At 71.1% G+C, this 14,723-nt stretch carries 16 protein-coding genes and 1 pseudogene; 7 read left to right on the plus strand and 10 right to left on the minus strand.

Annotated elements, in window-relative coordinates; translation table 11 throughout:
- Nucleotides 1-40 precede the first annotated feature (40 nt).
- Nucleotides 41-994, minus strand: a complete 954-nt coding sequence (locus CWOE_RS30955; protein ID WP_012935059.1) for a polysaccharide deacetylase family protein — start codon at nt 992-994, stop codon at nt 41-43.
- Nucleotides 995-1,092: 98 nt separating this feature from the next.
- Here CWOE_RS30955 and CWOE_RS17960 point away from each other — a divergent pair, with 98 nt between their 5' ends.
- Nucleotides 1,093-1,851 (plus strand): polyprenol monophosphomannose synthase, encoded by a 759-nt coding sequence (locus CWOE_RS17960; RefSeq protein WP_012935060.1) that lies wholly within the window; start codon nt 1,093-1,095, stop codon nt 1,849-1,851.
- A 48-nt stretch (nt 1,852-1,899) separates the two neighbouring features.
- Here CWOE_RS17960 and epsC read toward each other — a convergent pair whose 3' ends face one another.
- Together epsC and cysK are read right to left on the minus strand one after the other, a co-directional pair.
- Nucleotides 1,900-2,649 (minus strand): serine O-acetyltransferase EpsC, encoded by a 750-nt coding sequence (epsC, locus tag CWOE_RS17965; RefSeq protein ID WP_012935061.1) that lies wholly within the window; start codon nt 2,647-2,649, stop codon nt 1,900-1,902.
- A gap of 31 nt (nt 2,650-2,680) precedes the next feature.
- Nucleotides 2,681-3,610, minus strand: a complete 930-nt coding sequence (gene cysK / locus CWOE_RS17970) for a cysteine synthase A (protein WP_012935062.1) — start codon at nt 3,608-3,610, stop codon at nt 2,681-2,683.
- A gap of 26 nt (nt 3,611-3,636) precedes the next feature.
- On the opposite strand from cysK, the gene CWOE_RS30960 reads away from it, so the two are divergent.
- Together CWOE_RS30960 and CWOE_RS17980 are read left to right on the plus strand one after the other, a co-directional pair.
- On the plus strand, nt 3,637-4,314 hold the full coding sequence (locus CWOE_RS30960; protein ID WP_012935063.1) for an HAD family acid phosphatase: 678 nt from the start codon (nt 3,637-3,639) through the stop codon (nt 4,312-4,314).
- Nucleotides 4,315-4,623: 309 nt separating this feature from the next.
- On the plus strand, nt 4,624-5,109 hold the full coding sequence (locus CWOE_RS17980) for a hypothetical protein (RefSeq protein WP_012935064.1): 486 nt from the start codon (nt 4,624-4,626) through the stop codon (nt 5,107-5,109).
- Here the strand turns inward: CWOE_RS17980 and CWOE_RS34490 are convergent.
- Both CWOE_RS34490 and add read right to left on the minus strand, forming a co-directional pair.
- Nucleotides 5,106-5,603 (minus strand): annotated as a pseudogene (locus CWOE_RS34490) (phosphatase domain-containing protein). The gene CWOE_RS17980 and the pseudogene CWOE_RS34490 overlap by 4 nt on opposite strands.
- Nucleotides 5,603-6,613 (minus strand): adenosine deaminase, encoded by a 1,011-nt coding sequence (gene add / locus CWOE_RS17990; protein ID WP_012935065.1) that lies wholly within the window; start codon nt 6,611-6,613, stop codon nt 5,603-5,605. The pseudogene CWOE_RS34490 and the gene add overlap by 1 nt, the downstream one beginning before the upstream one ends.
- Before the next feature lie 38 nt (nt 6,614-6,651).
- On the opposite strand from add, the gene rsgA reads away from it, so the two are divergent.
- Together rsgA and CWOE_RS18000 are read left to right on the plus strand one after the other, a co-directional pair.
- The gene (gene rsgA / locus CWOE_RS17995) at nt 6,652-7,698 is read left to right on the plus strand and encodes a ribosome small subunit-dependent GTPase A (protein ID WP_012935066.1); all 1,047 of its coding nucleotides are present in this window, start codon (nt 6,652-6,654) and stop codon (nt 7,696-7,698) included.
- 4 nt (nt 7,699-7,702) lie between these two features.
- Nucleotides 7,703-8,236: a GNAT family N-acetyltransferase gene (locus CWOE_RS18000; RefSeq protein ID WP_012935067.1), complete on the plus strand. Its 534-nt coding sequence runs from the start codon at nt 7,703-7,705 to the stop codon at nt 8,234-8,236.
- 126 nt (nt 8,237-8,362) lie between these two features.
- On the opposite strand, the gene CWOE_RS18005 is transcribed toward CWOE_RS18000, so the two are convergent.
- The 3 genes from CWOE_RS18005 to CWOE_RS18015 all read right to left on the minus strand — a co-directional run bounded on the left by CWOE_RS18005 (nt 8,363) and on the right by CWOE_RS18015 (nt 10,638).
- On the minus strand, nt 8,363-8,890 hold the full coding sequence (locus CWOE_RS18005; protein ID WP_148261063.1) for a hypothetical protein: 528 nt from the start codon (nt 8,888-8,890) through the stop codon (nt 8,363-8,365).
- 62 nt (nt 8,891-8,952) lie between these two features.
- Nucleotides 8,953-10,203 (minus strand): AAA family ATPase, encoded by a 1,251-nt coding sequence (locus CWOE_RS32095; protein WP_012935068.1) that lies wholly within the window; start codon nt 10,201-10,203, stop codon nt 8,953-8,955.
- 42 nt (nt 10,204-10,245) lie between these two features.
- Nucleotides 10,246-10,638 carry an RrF2 family transcriptional regulator gene (locus CWOE_RS18015; protein WP_012935069.1) on the minus strand — a complete coding sequence of 131 codons (393 nt, stop codon included), beginning with the start codon at nt 10,636-10,638 and terminating at the stop codon, nt 10,246-10,248.
- A 26-nt stretch (nt 10,639-10,664) separates the two neighbouring features.
- Here CWOE_RS18015 and CWOE_RS18020 point away from each other — a divergent pair, with 26 nt between their 5' ends.
- Nucleotides 10,665-11,060: a VanZ family protein gene (locus tag CWOE_RS18020; RefSeq protein WP_012935070.1), complete on the plus strand. Its 396-nt coding sequence runs from the start codon at nt 10,665-10,667 to the stop codon at nt 11,058-11,060.
- 123 nt (nt 11,061-11,183) lie between these two features.
- On the opposite strand, the gene CWOE_RS18025 is transcribed toward CWOE_RS18020, so the two are convergent.
- Together CWOE_RS18025 and gltX are read right to left on the minus strand one after the other, a co-directional pair.
- Nucleotides 11,184-12,251 (minus strand): HDOD domain-containing protein, encoded by a 1,068-nt coding sequence (locus tag CWOE_RS18025; protein WP_236262116.1) that lies wholly within the window; start codon nt 12,249-12,251, stop codon nt 11,184-11,186.
- A 179-nt stretch (nt 12,252-12,430) separates the two neighbouring features.
- Nucleotides 12,431-13,765: a glutamate--tRNA ligase gene (gltX, locus tag CWOE_RS18030; protein WP_012935072.1), complete on the minus strand. Its 1,335-nt coding sequence runs from the start codon at nt 13,763-13,765 to the stop codon at nt 12,431-12,433.
- A gap of 9 nt (nt 13,766-13,774) precedes the next feature.
- Between gltX and CWOE_RS18035 the strand changes: the two genes are divergently transcribed.
- Nucleotides 13,775-14,644 (plus strand): deoxyribonuclease IV, encoded by an 870-nt coding sequence (locus CWOE_RS18035; protein WP_012935073.1) that lies wholly within the window; start codon nt 13,775-13,777, stop codon nt 14,642-14,644.
- Nucleotides 14,645-14,723: the final 79 nt, after the last annotated feature.

The following is a 14,723-nucleotide window of genomic DNA, read 5'->3' on the forward strand; positions in this document are numbered from 1 at the left end:
GTTCGAGGATAGAGCGCGGGGCGGCGCGGCCCGCGCCCGCTCAGCCGGCGCCGCTGCTGTTGAAGCCGGGCGGCAGGCCCTGGTCGTCGATCTCGGGAGGGTTGTCGAGCAGCAGCCGCGGAACCGTCACGAATCTGTAGCCCATTCTGCGCAGCTCCGGGATGATCCGCGCGACCGCCTCGATCGTCTGCGTGCGGTCGCCGCCGCCGTCGTGCATCAGCACGATCGCGCCGGGATGTATCGCCGAGACGACGTTGTCGACGATCTGGTCGACGCCGGGCTTGGTGTAGTCCTGACTGTCGACGGACCACAGCACCGACAGCATTCTCAGTCTCTCCAGCACGTCGTGCGTCGTCTCGTTGTACGAGCCGTACGGCGGCCGGAACAGCCGCGGATAGGCGCTGCCGGTCTGCTCGATCTGCTGCGCTGCGCCCTCGATCTGCTCCTGCTGCTCCTGCGCCGAGAGCTGCGCGAGGTTCGGGTGCTCCATCGTGTGGTCGTCGATCGGCATGCCGCTGTCGACGAGCCGCTTCATCGTCTCGGGGAACTCCGGCACGTTCTTGCCGAGCATGAAGAACGTCGCCGGGACGCGATATCTCTCCAGCAGGTCGAGCAGCTGGTCGGTGTCGACGCCCGGCCCGTCGTCGAACGTCAGCGCGACCTCTCTTCTCTCCGTCCCGCCCTTGCGGATGAACGGCGTTCTCGCCAGCGCTCTGTCGATCGCGTTGTTCTCCGCCGCGCGCTGCTCGAGGTCGAGCGAGCCTCTGCCGGCGCCGGCGAGCGTCGCGAGGTGGCCGTACCAGCCGATCTCCGTCCCGCCGCCACCGCCCGCGCCGGCGCTGCCGTTGCCGGAGGCGCCAACGATCACGCCGAGAAGCAGCGCAAGCGCTGCCACGCCAGCGAGCGCCCCGGCGCGGCGGCGCCGGTAGCGCAGCTGTCTGGGCGTCGGCCTGCTCGGTCCGCGGATCAGCTTGAGCAGCTCGTCGAGGTTCATACCGCGTCCTGATGTTCCCGGATCTGCCGGATGACCGCGTCGTCGTCGACCGGGACGCACGCGTCACGGCCAGGCCGTCCACTACGCTTCGCCGCCGCATGACACCCTCGACCTGGGTCATCGTGCCGACCTACAACGAGGCCGGCTCCATCGAACGCATGCTGCGCCAGACGGCGCAGCAGCTCGCCGACGCCGCGCCCGGCGACCACCGGCTGCTCGTCGTCGACGACGGCTCGCCGGACGGCACCGGTGCGATCGCCGAGCGGATCGGCGACGAGCTGGGCGTCGTCGAGGTGCTCCACCGCTCCGCCAAGGGCGGCCTCGGCCAGGCATACCTCGCCGGCTTTGCGCACGCGCTGGCAGGCGGCGCGCAGCGTGTCTGCGAGATGGACGCCGACCTCTCCCACGATCCCGAGCACCTGCCGGCGCTGCTGCGCGCCGCCGAGAGCGCCGACGTCGTGCTCGGCTCGCGCTACGTGCCGGGCGGCGGCGTCTCGGACTGGGGTCCGCTGCGACGGCTCACCAGCCGCGCCGGCTGCCTCTACGCGCGGCTCGTGCTGCGCCTCCCCCAGCACGACCTGACCGGTGGCTACAAGGTCATCCGGCGGGAGGTGCTGGAGGCGATCGAGCTCGGCAGCGTGCGCTCGCAGGGCTACGTCTTCCAGATCGAGATCACGTACCGCGCCGTGCTCGCGGGCTTCCGCGTCGCCGAGGTGCCGATCGTCTTCCGCGACCGCACCGAGGGCACGAGCAAGATGTCGCCGCGGATCGCGCTGGAGGCGATGTGGCGCGTCCCGCAGCTGCGCCGCAGTGCACCCGCGGCGCTCGCGCGGATCGCGAGCCGGCCGGCTCGCTGACCGGTCGTCCTGGATTGGTGTCGTATAGCGACACCAATCCAGGACGACCTACCCGCCGGCGGGGTTCGGACCGCGGGCGGGACGGAGCGGCGGCGTGTCGTCGGGCGCGTCGTCTCCGGCGCCGTTCTCCCCGCCGCGCTCGGCGAGCGCGCGCTCCAGTGCGCCGATGCGGCTGGCGAGGCCCTTGATCGCGTCCGCGACCGGGTCGGGCAGGTGGACCCAGTCGGCGTCGGGGCCCTCCGGCCGGCGGCCGTCGATCCGCACCGGATGACCGGGGTTGCCGACGACGGTCGAGTTCGGCGGCACGTCGTGGATCACGACGGTGTTGGCGCCGATCTTCGAGCCGTGGCCGATCGTGATCGGGCCGAGCAGCTTCGCGCCGGAGCCGATCGTGACGTTGTCCTCGACCGTCGGGTGGCGCTTGCCGGTCGCGAAGCCGGTGCCGCCGAGCGTGACGCCCTGGTAGAGCGTCACGTCGTTGCCGATCTTCGCCGTCTCACCGATCACGACGCCCATCCCGTGGTCGATGAAGAAGCTCGACCCGATGCACGCCGCCGGGTGGATCTCGATCCCGGTGACGGCACGCGAGAAGCCGGCGATCAGGCGCGGGACGAGCGGGACGTGCGCGACGACGAGCGCGTGCGCGACGCGGTGCGCGAGAATCGCGTGGACGCCGGGCCAGATCGCCAGCACCTCCAGCCTGCCGACGCCGCGGGCGGCGGGATCGCGCTCCTGCGCGGCGCGCACATCTCTGCGGATCTCGCCCGCGACGCGCTTCAGGGTGCCAAGGCCGGCCATGGGCAAAGGGTAGTGGAGCGGGATCGCGCGGCTACGGTGCGAAGAACGGCGTCGAGACGTAGCGCTCGCCGGAGTCCGGCAGGATCGTGACGATCCGCTTGCCCTTCGACTCGGGCCGCTTCGCGACCTCCATCGCCACCCACACCGCGGCGCCGCAGGAGATGCCCGACAACACGCCCTCCCGGCTGGCGAGCAGCCGCGCGGTCGCGATCGCGTCCTCGTCGTCGACGGCGATCACCTCGTCGAGCAGTTCGCGGTCGAGCACCGCCGGGACGAAGCCCGCGCCGATCCCCTGGATCTTGTGCGGCCCCGCCAGGCGGCCCGACAGCACCGCGGAGGTGCGCGGCTCGACCGCGATCACGCGGCAGTCGGGGTTGCGCTCCTTCAGCAGGCTGCCGACGCCGGTGATCGTGCCGCCGGTGCCGACGCCCGCGACGAGCACGTCGACGTCGCCGTCGAGCGCGTCCCAGATCTCCGGGCCGGTCGTGCGCCGGTGCGCCTCCGGGTTGGCCGGGTTGGTGAACTGGTCGGGCAGGAACACGTCGCTGCTTCTGGCCATCGCGCGGGCGGCGTCGACGGCCTCGTTCATACCGCCAAGCGACTCGGTGATCTCGAAGCGCGCGCCGTACAGCCGCAGCAGCCCCTCGCGCTCGCGGCTCATCCCCTGCGGGAGCGTCAGCACGAGGTCGTAGCCCTTCGCCGCGCAGACGAACGCGAGCGCGATCCCGGTGTTGCCACTGGTCGCCTCGACGATCGTCGTGCGGCCCGGCTCGATCCGGCCCTCGCGCTCAGCGGCCTCGATCATGGCGACGCCGATGCGGTCCTTGACGCTGCCGCCGGGGTTGAACGACTCGAGCTTTCCGAACAGCTCGGCGTGCGAATCGGCCGGCAGGATGCGGGTGAGCTGCACCATCGGTGTGCGGCCGACATGGTCGGCAATGTTGATCGGGATTCGCGGCATTGCGCCCGGAACCATAATGGTCTGCGATGTCGACCTCCCTCCGGACGCTTGCCACCGGCGCGCTGCTGGCCCTGAGCCTCGCCGTCGCGCCCTCCGCCGCCACCGCCGCGGACGCCCCTCCCGCCGATCCGGCGCCCGAGCAGATCGGGCAGATCGAGCAGTTCTACGAGTCGGGCGCCTGGGCGCGCGAGACGACGCAGGTGACCGACCGCGCGACCGCCTTCCTGCGCGAGCGCATCCGCAGAGCGAGCGACCCGCGCAGGCTCGTCGCCGTCTTCGACATCGACGACACGGCGCTGTCGACGTACGACTGCATGAAGGCCGGAGCCTTCACCGACGGCCGCCGCACCGCCTGCGTCGTGCTCGACCCGCACCCGCCGATCGCGCAGACGCTGCGGCTGTTCCGCTTCGCGCAGCAGCGCAGAGTGACGGTCGCGTTCGTGACGGGCCGGCCCGAGTACGTCCGCACGACGACGCTGGCGCAGCTGCGCAAGGCCGGCTTCCGCGGCAGATACGAGCTGGTGCTGCGCCCGTCCGAGGACCACCGCAGCTCGGTCGTGCCGTTCAAGTCGAGCGCGCGCAAGCGGCTGCAGCGCGGCGGGCGGCGCGTCGTGCTGAACATCGGCGACCAGGCGAGCGACCTCGCCGGCGGCGCCGCGCAGCGCACGTTCAAGCTGCCGAACCCGATGTACACGCTGCCGTGAACCGCGTGTGGCCGTTTCCTTAGAGCGGCCTCACATTCCCGATTTCGAGCGCCGTGAATGTGAGTGAGGTCACAGACCCCTTGCATGCGCAACGATCGTGCGAATAATGGGTTCTGGGATGTGGGAGTCACCAGGCTCCCCGCACCACCTCTCCGGTCGTCTCACGAGGTCCGCCTCGCGAGGTCACGTAAGTCCCTGACGGCAGCTGCGACCGCCGCCGTCTAGATGGGCCGCCCGAACCACCTCGCATGGGGGCTGCGCTGAGCGGTCTTCGTGCTGCCCTGAACACATTCGAGCCCCTCCGTGCCCATGACACTCATCTCCATCGCCTCCTCCTTCGCGATCGTGCTCGGCTTCGCCGGCACGCTGCCCCACATCCGCACGATGGTCAAGAGCCGATCGTCCAACGGCCAGTCGCCGCTCGGCTGGATGATCGGCATAACGGTCAACGTGCTCACCGGCTACGTCAACCTTGCAGGGCTCGGCGCGCTCATGCTCGGGGTCGGAAACGTGCTCGCCGGGACGTTCTCGGCGATCGCGCTCGCCTGCGTCGTGCGCTTCCGCGGCGGCCCCGCCACCGAGGCCGCGCCGGTCGCCGCCGCGACCGCCGACCCGCGTCCGGTCGCGGCGTTCCACGAGCTGCCGACCGGCGAGTTCCACGCGATCAAGCTGATGATCGACGAGGAGCACGCCAGGCGCGAGACGTTCCGCGCCGAGCGGGTCGACGTCGAGCGCGCGGTCGAGTCGTACGACCGGCCGGCCGAGCTGCACCGGCTGGAGGCCGTCGCGGCCTAGGCGCCGCGCCGGACCGGCGGCTCGGCGCCCGCTGCGGCGAAGCGGCGGACGTAGCGCCGCTGCCACGGCGTCTCGACGGCGTGGGCGTCGTAGCGCCGCTGCCACGGCGTCTCGACGGCGTGGGCGTCGTAGTGCCGGCGGGCCCATGCCGTCGCGCCGCTGGCGGCCACGCCGCCGAGCTGCGCGATGCACGCCAACGCCGTTCCCGTGCGGCCCTTGCCGCCGCCGCAGGCGACCTCGACGCGCACGCCGTCGCGCGCGAGGCGATGCGCCTCCTCGAACGCCGCACGCGCGTCCGCCGCGTCGCGCGGCAGCCAGAAGTCCGGTCAACGCAGCCACAGGCCGGGCCACGGCGTCGCGGCGGGCGGCTTGCCGAGCAGGTAGAGCCCCCACTCCGGGTGCGGCTCCGGCGGAGCGCCCCTGCGGAGGCCGCGCCCGCGCAGGCGCGCGCCGTCCGGCAGCTCCACGACGCCCGGTCCCAGCTCCCACGCCATCAGGCGCCGGCGCCGCTCCAGTCGTGGACGACCGCGAGCGCGCGCAGTCGCTCCTTCGTCGCCGCGTCGCAGAGCGCACCCGCGACGCCCGCGTCGAAGAGCGCGCGCGGATCGGCGCCGAGCGAGCGCGCCGCGGCGTGCTCAGAGGCGAGGTCGCAGGCGAAGAACGTCGGATCGTCGGTGTTGACCGTGCACGGGACACCGGCCGCCAGCAGCGCCGGCAGCTGATGAGCGGTGACCGCCTCGACGACGCCGAGCCGGACGTTCGAGAGGACGCAGACGTCGAGCACCATGCCGCGGTCGGCCAGCTCGCGCAGCAGGCCCGGGTCCTCGACCGCGCGCACCCCGTGGCGGATGCGGTCGGGCGCGAGCGTGTCGAGCGCGCCGCGGATCGACGCGGGGCCGGCGACCTCGCCCGCGTGCGGGACCGAGCCGAGGCCGCCCGCGCGGGCGATCGCGAACGCCGGCGCGTACGGCTCCGGCGGGAACTGCGCTTCGAGCCCGCCGAGGCCGAGCGCGACGATCCCGCGGTCCTTGTAGCGGACGGCGTGCTCGGCGGTCGCGATCGCGACGTCGAGGTCGACGCCGCGCGTGATGTCGGGCGTCAGGCGGACCTCGATCCCGACCTCCTCGCGCGCCGCCTGGACGCCGTCGGTGAAGCCGGTGAAGACGGTCTCGAGATCGATCCCCTGCTCGGTCAGCTTGTCCGTCGGCGAGAAGATCGCCTCCAGGTAGACCGCACCCTGTGCCTGCGCGCGGCGTGCATAGTCGACGACCAGCTCGCGGTAGTCCTGCTCGGTCTGGAGCGCGGGCGTCGTCGCGAACCACGCCTCGATGAAGTGGTCGAAGTCGCGGAAGCGCATGAACTCGGCCAGCTGCTCGACGGTCGCGACCGGCAGCGCGAAGCCGTTGCGTCTGGCAGCCGCGAGCAGCGCGGCGGGCGAGACGGCGCCTTCGAGGTGGACGTGCAGCTCGATCTTCGGGTAGCCGGCGTCGCGCGTGTCGCTCATGGCGGCGGACCCTAACAGCGGCCTGTCAAGATCCCAGCGTGACGCTCTTCCCCGCCGGCATCGGCCGGCGCGACGACCTCGACGCCGAGCTGGCCACACTGCGCGACGCGCTCGGCGAGCCCGGCCTCTCCCCTGCGCGCGTGCTCTCGCAGCACAGCGGCGTCTGGCTCGTGGCCGAGCCCGACGCGCCGGAGCCGCGGCTCGTGCACGCCCGCGCGCGGCTCAGAGACGAGGCCGAGGGGCCGCCGGTGACCGGCGACTGGGTCGCGCTCGACGGCGGCGACGCGATCGCCGGCGTGCTGCCGCGCCACGGCGCGGTCGTGCGGCGCGCGGTCGGCGAGGGACGCGCCGAGCGCCAGGTGCTGGCCGCGAACGTCGAGCTGGCGCTCGTCGCCGAGCCGCTGCCGGAGCCGAACGAGCGGCGCGCGGAGCGGCTGGCGGCGATCGCCGGAGCGGGCGAGGTGCCGGTCGCGCTGGTGCTGACGAAGGCCGACCTCGACGACGACGCCGACGCGACCGCGCTGCGGCTCGGGCGCGACCTCGGGCTGCCGGACGCGATCGCGGTGAGCGTGCGGACCGGCGACGGGATCGGGATCGTCCGCAGCCTGCTGCCGCCCGGCTCGACCGCGGTCCTGCTCGGTCCCTCCGGCGCCGGCAAGTCGACGCTCGTCAACGCGCTGCTGGGCGAGGAGCGCCAGGCGGTCGGCGACGTGCGCGCATCCGACAAACGCGGCCGCCACACGACCGTCACGCGCGAGCTGCTGTCGCTGCCCAACGGCGGCCTGCTGATCGACACGCCCGGGATGCGCGAGGTCGGGATGTGGGACGGCGGCGTCGACGACACCTTCGACGACGTCGCCGAGCTGGCGGCCGGCTGCCGCTTCGCCGACTGCCAGCACGACAGCGAGCCCGACTGCGCCGTCCGCGGCGTCGTCGCGCCCGAACGGCTGGAGGCGTGGCGCAAGCTCGCCAGAGAGCAGGCGTGGGTCGACGACAGACGCGCCGCCGCGCGCGAGCGCGAGAGACTCGGCCGCTCCTACCGCGGCATCCAGCGCGAGGCGCGCTGGGTCAAGGGCGACGAGTGACCGCATGAGCCTCGGACTGCGCCCCGAGCGCCAGGAGGACCATGCCGCCGCGCGGCGCGTGCACGAGCGTGCGTTCCCGACGGCGGCCGAGGCCGACCTGGTCGACGCGCTGCGCGCCGAGGGCGCCGTCGTGCCGGAGCTGTGCCTCGTGGCGGTCGAGCGCGGCGCCGAGCGAGTCCTCGGCCACATCGTCTTCAGCCGCGCGCGGCTCGACAGCGGAGTCCCGCTGCTCGTGCTCGCCCCGGTCGCCGTCGACCCGGACGCGCAGCGCCGCGGGATCGGCGGCGCGCTCGTGCGCGAGGCGCTGCGACGCGCGCCGGCCGCCGCGCCCGGCGTCCCGCTCGTCTCCGTCCTCGGCCATGCGGACTACTACCCACGCTTCGGCTTCGAGCCGGCCGCCCCGCTCGGCATCCGTGCGCCGTTCGACGTCCCGGACGACGCGTGGATGGCGTTCAGACTGCCGGCGTACCCGCCGCCGGACCAGCCCGCACCCACCGGCGTCGTCGTCTACGCCGACGCGTTCGCCGCCGTCTCCTGACGACGCGCTCAGATGTAGTACATCGCCGCGTCGCTCCGTCGTACAGCCAGCGGCGTTACCGTCGCGATGGTGGACGCTTGCGCCGCTATGTGGCGACGCGAGTCCCAGAGCAGACCAGGGTATGGATCAGACGCCAAGCGTGCGGAGAGTGGTTCGCAAATCAGAGATGAACGCGTTCAATGACGGCGCGATCCTACCCGCCCGATAAAGGTCCATCGCCGATACGATCTCTTCGGCAAATTCGGCCCCGCCTTGCGTCACGATCTGCCCGCCTCTTTCGAGAGCTTTTACGAGGCGCGCCTTCCATTCCTTCCGAGTCCGGACCCTTCCACCTTCGGGTTCGTGCCCAAACGTCTCCGCAAACGAGACAGGGTCCGCCAACAGCCAGCGCTCGACATATGGATCCGGAACACCGCACACGCTGACCGGAATCACATCTCGATCCAGGACCGCGTCGATCTGTCTCCTCCGCGACGCGACGCCTTCGGCGTTTGCGTCGATCATGATCACGAGAATGTCTGGTGCGCCGCCAGAGCGCTTGAGAACACTCTGGAATGCCGCGAGCTCCGATCGCAAACGAGGGATTCCGAACTTCGCGGTGGGGACGTTGAGCGTGACGGCGACGCCTTCCTCACGAGCACACCGGTTGATCATCGCTCGACCGAAACTCTCGTGTCCTGCGTCTTCGCAGAACAAATCAACTCGATACGTCATATTCAGACGTCGAGCCAGCCTCGACGGACCAGCGCAGAGATCTTGTCCGATTCGTCCGGCTCAATGAGCAACTCGTCAACTGCCTGGTCCTGCCAGAGCCCAAAGTCCCGGTGCGGTCTGATGACGGTCTTGTGGCCGCTCCGCCCGACGCTGAACAGCCCAATATCCGTTTCGGCATCCCGGGCCCGCTCCAGAATCGCAGCCACGAAACCGGGTGAGTGTGTCGTCACGACCAGTTGAGCTGAGCCACGTCGGGTCACGGAAGCAAGCAACTCAGCGATCCGGTCCAGTCGCTGCGGCTGAACACCATTCTCGGGCTCCTCAAACGCAACGAGCCCACTGCGAGCGGTAACCGCGATCGCGCAGAGGGCGAGTACCCGAAGAGTGCCCTCCGATACCACTCGTGACGAAAAGGTAGTCCCGTCCTGCTCGATCTGAATATCGAGTGTGCCACGCTTCGTGTCGAGATCGACGTCGAGGCTGCCGATCGCTGGGATCACCGACTTCAGGGCCCGATGCACTGCTTCAAACGCTGGGCCGTTGCGTGTCTTGAGCCCGTAGAGAAAGGGAGCCAGATGCTCTCCATTCACGCCGATGTCGGGAACCTCGCGAGGCGGCGCTGCAGCACGCATGGTTGTGCCTGGATCCAGGTAGTACGTGCGCCACTGTCGAAACTCTGCCCGCAGACTGTCAAACAGCGGATAGGGCGTCCCTGAAAGCCGGGCGTCCGAAAGCCACGTGTGATTCGTCGCACGCTCCTCCAGCGGCGGCCGCCCTCCGCTACCAGAACGCCGAATGAGAATTCGATCGTCTTGTGCTTCGATGCGCGCGCTGTCTTTCGGCTGCCAGTCCTTTGTGAGTCGCGCGAGATATTCATCCGCAAGGGCAAGCACGCCGGTGTCTGGATCGATCTCGACTCCCAGCCGATACCGCACACGCTCAAGCAACGCTCTTGTGTCAGCTCTGTCGATCGCGACGTCAGCCTCGATCTCGAATCTCGCAGAGTTCTGCACCATGAGCTCTGCGAGTCCTCCCGACGGAAAGGTGAACGCCTCGGTAGGAAAGCCACGAATCGGAGAATCGAGCGCGTCCGCAAGCGTTCGCTGAGTTCCGGAGCGAGCCAGCATCTGGAACGCGTCGAGAACGTTGCTCTTACCTGCGGCGTTCGGACCGGCAAGTACTGCGAGACGAGGCAGTTCCAGTTCGACGTCGACCAGGGACTTGAACCCTCTGATGTGGATGCGTTGCAGCACCTGGACATCTTCGCCTATCGAGCGGCGTTTTGTAACGGACGCTCAGATGTAGTACATCGCCGCGCCGGCGTCGCGCGCCTCGCGCTCGATCACGTCGGCGACGGTCGTCTGCGCGAGGACGGCGCGGGCGGCGGCGGCGGCCTCGGCGAAGACGCCCTCGGCGTCGGCGCCGAATGCGCCGTCGAGCAGCTCGACGATCTCCAGCACGGTGATCTCGCCCGGCTCCCTCGCGAAGCTGTAGCCACCCTTGACGCCGCGCTGGGACTTCAGCACGCCGGCGCGGCGCAGGACCGCGAACAGCTGCTCGAGGAACTGGACCGGAATCTCCCGCCGGCGGGCCAGCTCGGCGATCGGCACCGGACCTGAGCCGCCGAGGCGGCCGAGCTCCGTGAGCGCCCGCAGCGCGTAGGGGGATTTGGTCGTGATCGAGATCATCGGCGGTTGCCTACCATCAGGATGGTATGTCACCGACACGACGGCTTGCGGACTGGATCGGTCGATTTGGTCCGCCACTCGCCCTGATGGGCGTCATCTTCTTCCTCTCGGCCCAGCCGAACCTCAGAACCGAGCTGGGCACGATCGACCTGGTCGGCCGCAAGGTCGTCCACGCCGTCGAGTACGGCCTGCTGTTCCTGCTCTGGCTGCGCGCGCTCGGCTGGAGTGGCCGAGCGGCCTGGTGGGCGGCCGCGATCGCCGTCGGCTACGCGATCAGCGACGAGTTCCACCAGACGTTCGTCGACGGCCGCTCAGGCCACCCGCGCGACGTCGCGATCGACTCCGCCGGCATCCTGATCGCCGCACTCGTCACGTGGCGGCTGCGCGTGCGGGCGCGGGCGCAGCGACGCGTCCTGGCGTAGCGATCGTCGTGGCTGGCGAGGACGCAGGGAGGACACGGTCCCACCCACCCGCCAGCCCATAAGCGACCGAGGACGTCGCGGGCACCGCGGACGAAGTCCGTGGTGCGATGAGGGCAAGCCAGGCTAGATCCAGCCGCGCTCGGTGGCGATCAAGACCGCCTGCGCGCGGTCGACGGCGCCGAGCTTGCCGTAGATGTTGTGGAGGTGCGTGCGCACGGTGCTCGTCGACAGCTCCAGCTCGTGCGCGATCTGCTTGTAGACCTTCCCCTGCCCCAGCCGCTTGAGCACCTCGGTCTCGCGCGCTGACAGCGGGCACGGGTCGAGCGCGCGCTGGCGCCCGCCGTTGGTCGCGTACGGGAGGTCGTACATCACCGCGCGCAGCTCCGCCGGGCCGATCCCGACCAGCCGCGCGGTCGACAGCATCTCGCTCGGCGAGACGGCGTCGCCGTGGCCGTAGTGGGCGAGCATGTCGGCGAGGCGCACGAGCGCGGCCTCGCCGTCGGCGTCGTCGCTGTGATGGCGCTCGATCGTCGAGGCGATCGCCTTCGGCAGCCCCCAGCGGCGCGCGAGCACCCCGCCGACGAGCGCGTGGTCGACGCCCAGCTCGCGGCGCTCCCTGTGGATCCGCTCCTCCGGCGTCTTCGCGTCGCCGTGCACCTGCCGCGGATAGCCCGGGTAGGCGTGGCTGAGGACGAGCTTGCCGATGTCGTGCAGCAGCGACGTGACGATCAGGCGGTCGCGGTCCTCGTAGCCGAGCTCGGCGGCGAGCCGGTCGGCCGCGCGCTGGGTCGCGACCCCGTGGAGGCGGAAGCGCTCCGGCGTGCCCTCCCAGATGCCGCTGCGCTCGAAGAAGTCGAACGTGCGCGCACGGCTCGCGAGCGCCTGCACCGCCGCCGGCGAGAGCACGCTGACCGCTCTCACGACCGAGTCGACTCTGCCCCGCGACCTGCCGTCGACGCGGTTGGCGAGTCGCAGCGTCGCGATCGCGAGCGCCACGTCGGACTCGACCGCGGCGACGATCTCAGCCGTCGCCGGGCGCTCCTGCGTGAACAGCCGCAGGACGCGGTTGCGCGACTCGGCGAGCACCGGGAACGCCTCCAGCGCCTCGAACGCAGCCGTCAGCCGACGGCCGTGGCCCTCGTTGTGGTGGCGCGGAAATCCGGCGTCGGCAGTGGCGGCCGTTGAAGTCAAGCTGGCTGTGAGCGTCGGTGGGGTCATGGCGATCGTGGACCTCGACGCAACGCGCGAACGAGGGGATCGCTGCAGTCCCGGCCCCCGAGGCCGCCCGCTGTCCCGATCCGTTCAGGTTATCGGCACGGCAGGCGCTCAGGTTGAGGACGGCACGCCCCCAGCCGCCGCTCGACAGCGTGTCAACGCGCCCGCGCGAGCGCCGCGTCGACCCGCCGCAGCGTCTCGTCGCGGCCCAGCAGCGCGACGCTCTCGAAGATCCCCGGCGAGATCGTCGTCCCGGCGATCGCGACGCGGACCGGCTGGAAGACGTGCTTGGGCTTCCAGTCGTTCGCGTCCAGCAGGCCGCGCAGGGCGGCCTCGACGAACTCCTGCGTGAACGGCTCCAGCGCCGCCAGCGCGTCGCGCGCGGCCGCGAGCCCGTCGACCGCGCCCTCGACGCCGAAGACCTTCGCGAACGCCTTCTCGTCGTCGGCCGGGCCGTCGAAGAAGAAGCCGGCGAGCGGCCAGAAGTCGGCGAGCGTCTGGATCTTCTCGCGGCTGATCTCGACCGCGCCGGCGAGCCCCTCCCGGCCCGTGAACGCCTCCAGCCGGCGCGTCAGCTCCTCGACGGGCAGCTCGCGCAGGTAGTGGCCGTTGATGTGCCGCAGCTTTCTCTCGTCGAAGACCGCCGGCGAACGCGAGATCCGCTCCAGTCTCAGCCGCTCGGCCAGCTCGTCGCGCGTGAAGTACTCGCGCTCGGGGTCGAAGCCGGCGCCGAGCAGCGCGACGTAGTTGTTGACCGCCTCGGGCAGGTAGCCCTGGTCGCGCAGCTCCTGCACGGAGGCGGCACCGTGGCGCTTGGAGAGCTTCTTGCCGTCCGGGCCGTGCAGCAGCGGAAGGTGCGCGTAGATCGGCGCTCTCTCGCCGAGCGCCTCGAACACGAGCAGCTGCTTGGGTGTGTTCGAGAGGTGGTCCTCGCCGCGCACGACGTGCGTGACGCCTGCGTCGAGGTCGTCGATCGCGACGGCGAAGTTGTAGAGGACCGAGCCGTCGGCGCGGGCGATCACCGGGTCGTCGAGGTGGACGTGCTTGAACGACGCGTCACCGCGGACGGCGTCGTGGACGACCGTCTCCCCCTCGTCGGGCACGCGCAGCCGAACCGCTCCCTCGGCCTCGGAGGTGCCACGGAAGCCGCGGTCGTCGCCGTGCTGCGCCTTCCACGCTCTGACGTCGTCGCCCGTCGCGGTCGTGCGGTAGGCGTGGCCGGCGTCGAGCAGCTGCTGGAGCGCCTCGGCGTGGCGCTCGGCGCGCGCGGCCTGGAAGACCGGCCCCTCGTCCCAGTCGAGCTCCAGCCAGCGGAGCGCGTCGAGGATCTGCTCGACGTTCTCGGGGGTCGATCGCTCGCGGTCGGTATCTTCGATCCGCAGGACGAGTCTGCCGCCGCTCCCGCGTGCGAGCAGCCAGTTGTAGAGCGCAGTGCGGGCGCCGCCGATGTGCAGCGCGCCCGTCGGAGAAGGAGCGAATCGAACTTTCATGGAGTCCGCATGCTAATCGGCGCCCACGTGTCACAGGCCGGAGGGCTGCCGAACGCGATCGAGCGCGGCGTCGAGAAGGGCTGTACGGCGATACAGATCTTCAACCAGTCGCCGCGGATGTGGCGCCCGACGCAGTACTCCGAGGACGACTTCGCCGCGTTCCGCGACGCGATGGCGGGCAGCCCGATCAGAGCGGTGATGATCCACGCCGTCTACCTGATCAACTGCGCCAGCGAGGACCCGGAGATCCGCACGAAGTCGCTCGCCTCGCTGACGCAGTCGCTGCGCGTCGGCGACGCGATCGGCGCGAGCGTCGTGCTCCACCCCGGCTCGGCGCTCAGAGGCCACGTCGGCGAGGCGATCGCGCGCGCCGGCGGCGTCTTCAGAGAGGCGCTGGCGGAGAGCGAGTCGAGCGCGCTGCTGCTGGAGGACACCGCGGGCGCGGGCGGCACGCTGGGGCGCTCGTTCGAGGAGCTGAGAGAGCTGATCGACGCGGCCGGCGGCGGTGAGCGGCTCGGCGTCTGCCTCGACTCCTGCCACCTGCTCGCGTCCGGCTACGACGTCCGCACGATCGACGGGCTGAGCGAGACGCTCGACCGCTTCGACGCGGCCGTCGGGCTCGGCCGGCTCGGCGGGCTGCACCTCAACGACTCCGTCAACGCGCTCGGCACCAACCGCGACCGCCACGCCAACCTCGGCGAGGGCGAGCTGGGCGAGACGGGCTGCATGGCGTTCCTGTCCGAGCCGCGCTTCGAGAACCTCCCCGTCGTGCTGGAGACCCCCGGCCCGGACAAGAGAGGGACATCGGCCGAGGAGATCGTCTACGCGAAGAGACTGCGCAGAAGAGGACTGCGCTTGCGCAAGAAGGCAGCGGTGTAGTCGATAGACGGCGCCGTCATCGTCGTGCCTGGCTAGGACGCAGGGAGCGCGGTGGGCGCCAGCCCATAAGCGACCGAGG

This window comes from Conexibacter woesei DSM 14684, assembly GCF_000025265.1.
Taxonomy (GTDB): domain Bacteria; phylum Actinomycetota; class Thermoleophilia; order Solirubrobacterales; family Solirubrobacteraceae; genus Conexibacter; species Conexibacter woesei.

Bases quoted from the DNA above. Each gene is read 5' to 3' on its own strand.
- CWOE_RS18020 (WP_012935070.1), top strand. From the start codon at position 10,665: ATGTCACCGACACGACGGCTTGCGGACTGGATCGGTCGATTTGGTCCG.
- CWOE_RS30960 (WP_012935063.1), top strand. From the start codon at position 3,637: ATGTCGACCTCCCTCCGGACGCTTGCCACCGGCGCGCTGCTGGCCCTG.
- CWOE_RS18035 (WP_012935073.1), top strand. From the start codon at position 13,775: ATGCTAATCGGCGCCCACGTGTCACAGGCCGGAGGGCTGCCGAACGCG.
- CWOE_RS17960 (WP_012935060.1), top strand. From the start codon at position 1,093: ATGACACCCTCGACCTGGGTCATCGTGCCGACCTACAACGAGGCCGGC.
- CWOE_RS18005 (WP_148261063.1), bottom strand. From the start codon at position 8,890: ATGATCAACCGGTGTGCTCGTGAGGAAGGCGTCGCCGTCACGCTCAAC.
- gltX (WP_012935072.1), bottom strand. From the start codon at position 13,765: ATGAAAGTTCGATTCGCTCCTTCTCCGACGGGCGCGCTGCACATCGGC.
- CWOE_RS30955 (WP_012935059.1), bottom strand. From the start codon at position 994: ATGAACCTCGACGAGCTGCTCAAGCTGATCCGCGGACCGAGCAGGCCG.
- epsC (WP_012935061.1), bottom strand. From the start codon at position 2,649: ATGGCCGGCCTTGGCACCCTGAAGCGCGTCGCGGGCGAGATCCGCAGA.
- CWOE_RS18000 (WP_012935067.1), top strand. From the start codon at position 7,703: ATGAGCCTCGGACTGCGCCCCGAGCGCCAGGAGGACCATGCCGCCGCG.
- cysK (WP_012935062.1), bottom strand. From the start codon at position 3,610: ATGCCGCGAATCCCGATCAACATTGCCGACCATGTCGGCCGCACACCG.
- add (WP_012935065.1), bottom strand. From the start codon at position 6,613: ATGAGCGACACGCGCGACGCCGGCTACCCGAAGATCGAGCTGCACGTC.
- CWOE_RS18015 (WP_012935069.1), bottom strand. From the start codon at position 10,638: ATGATCTCGATCACGACCAAATCCCCCTACGCGCTGCGGGCGCTCACG.
- CWOE_RS17980 (WP_012935064.1), top strand. From the start codon at position 4,624: ATGACACTCATCTCCATCGCCTCCTCCTTCGCGATCGTGCTCGGCTTC.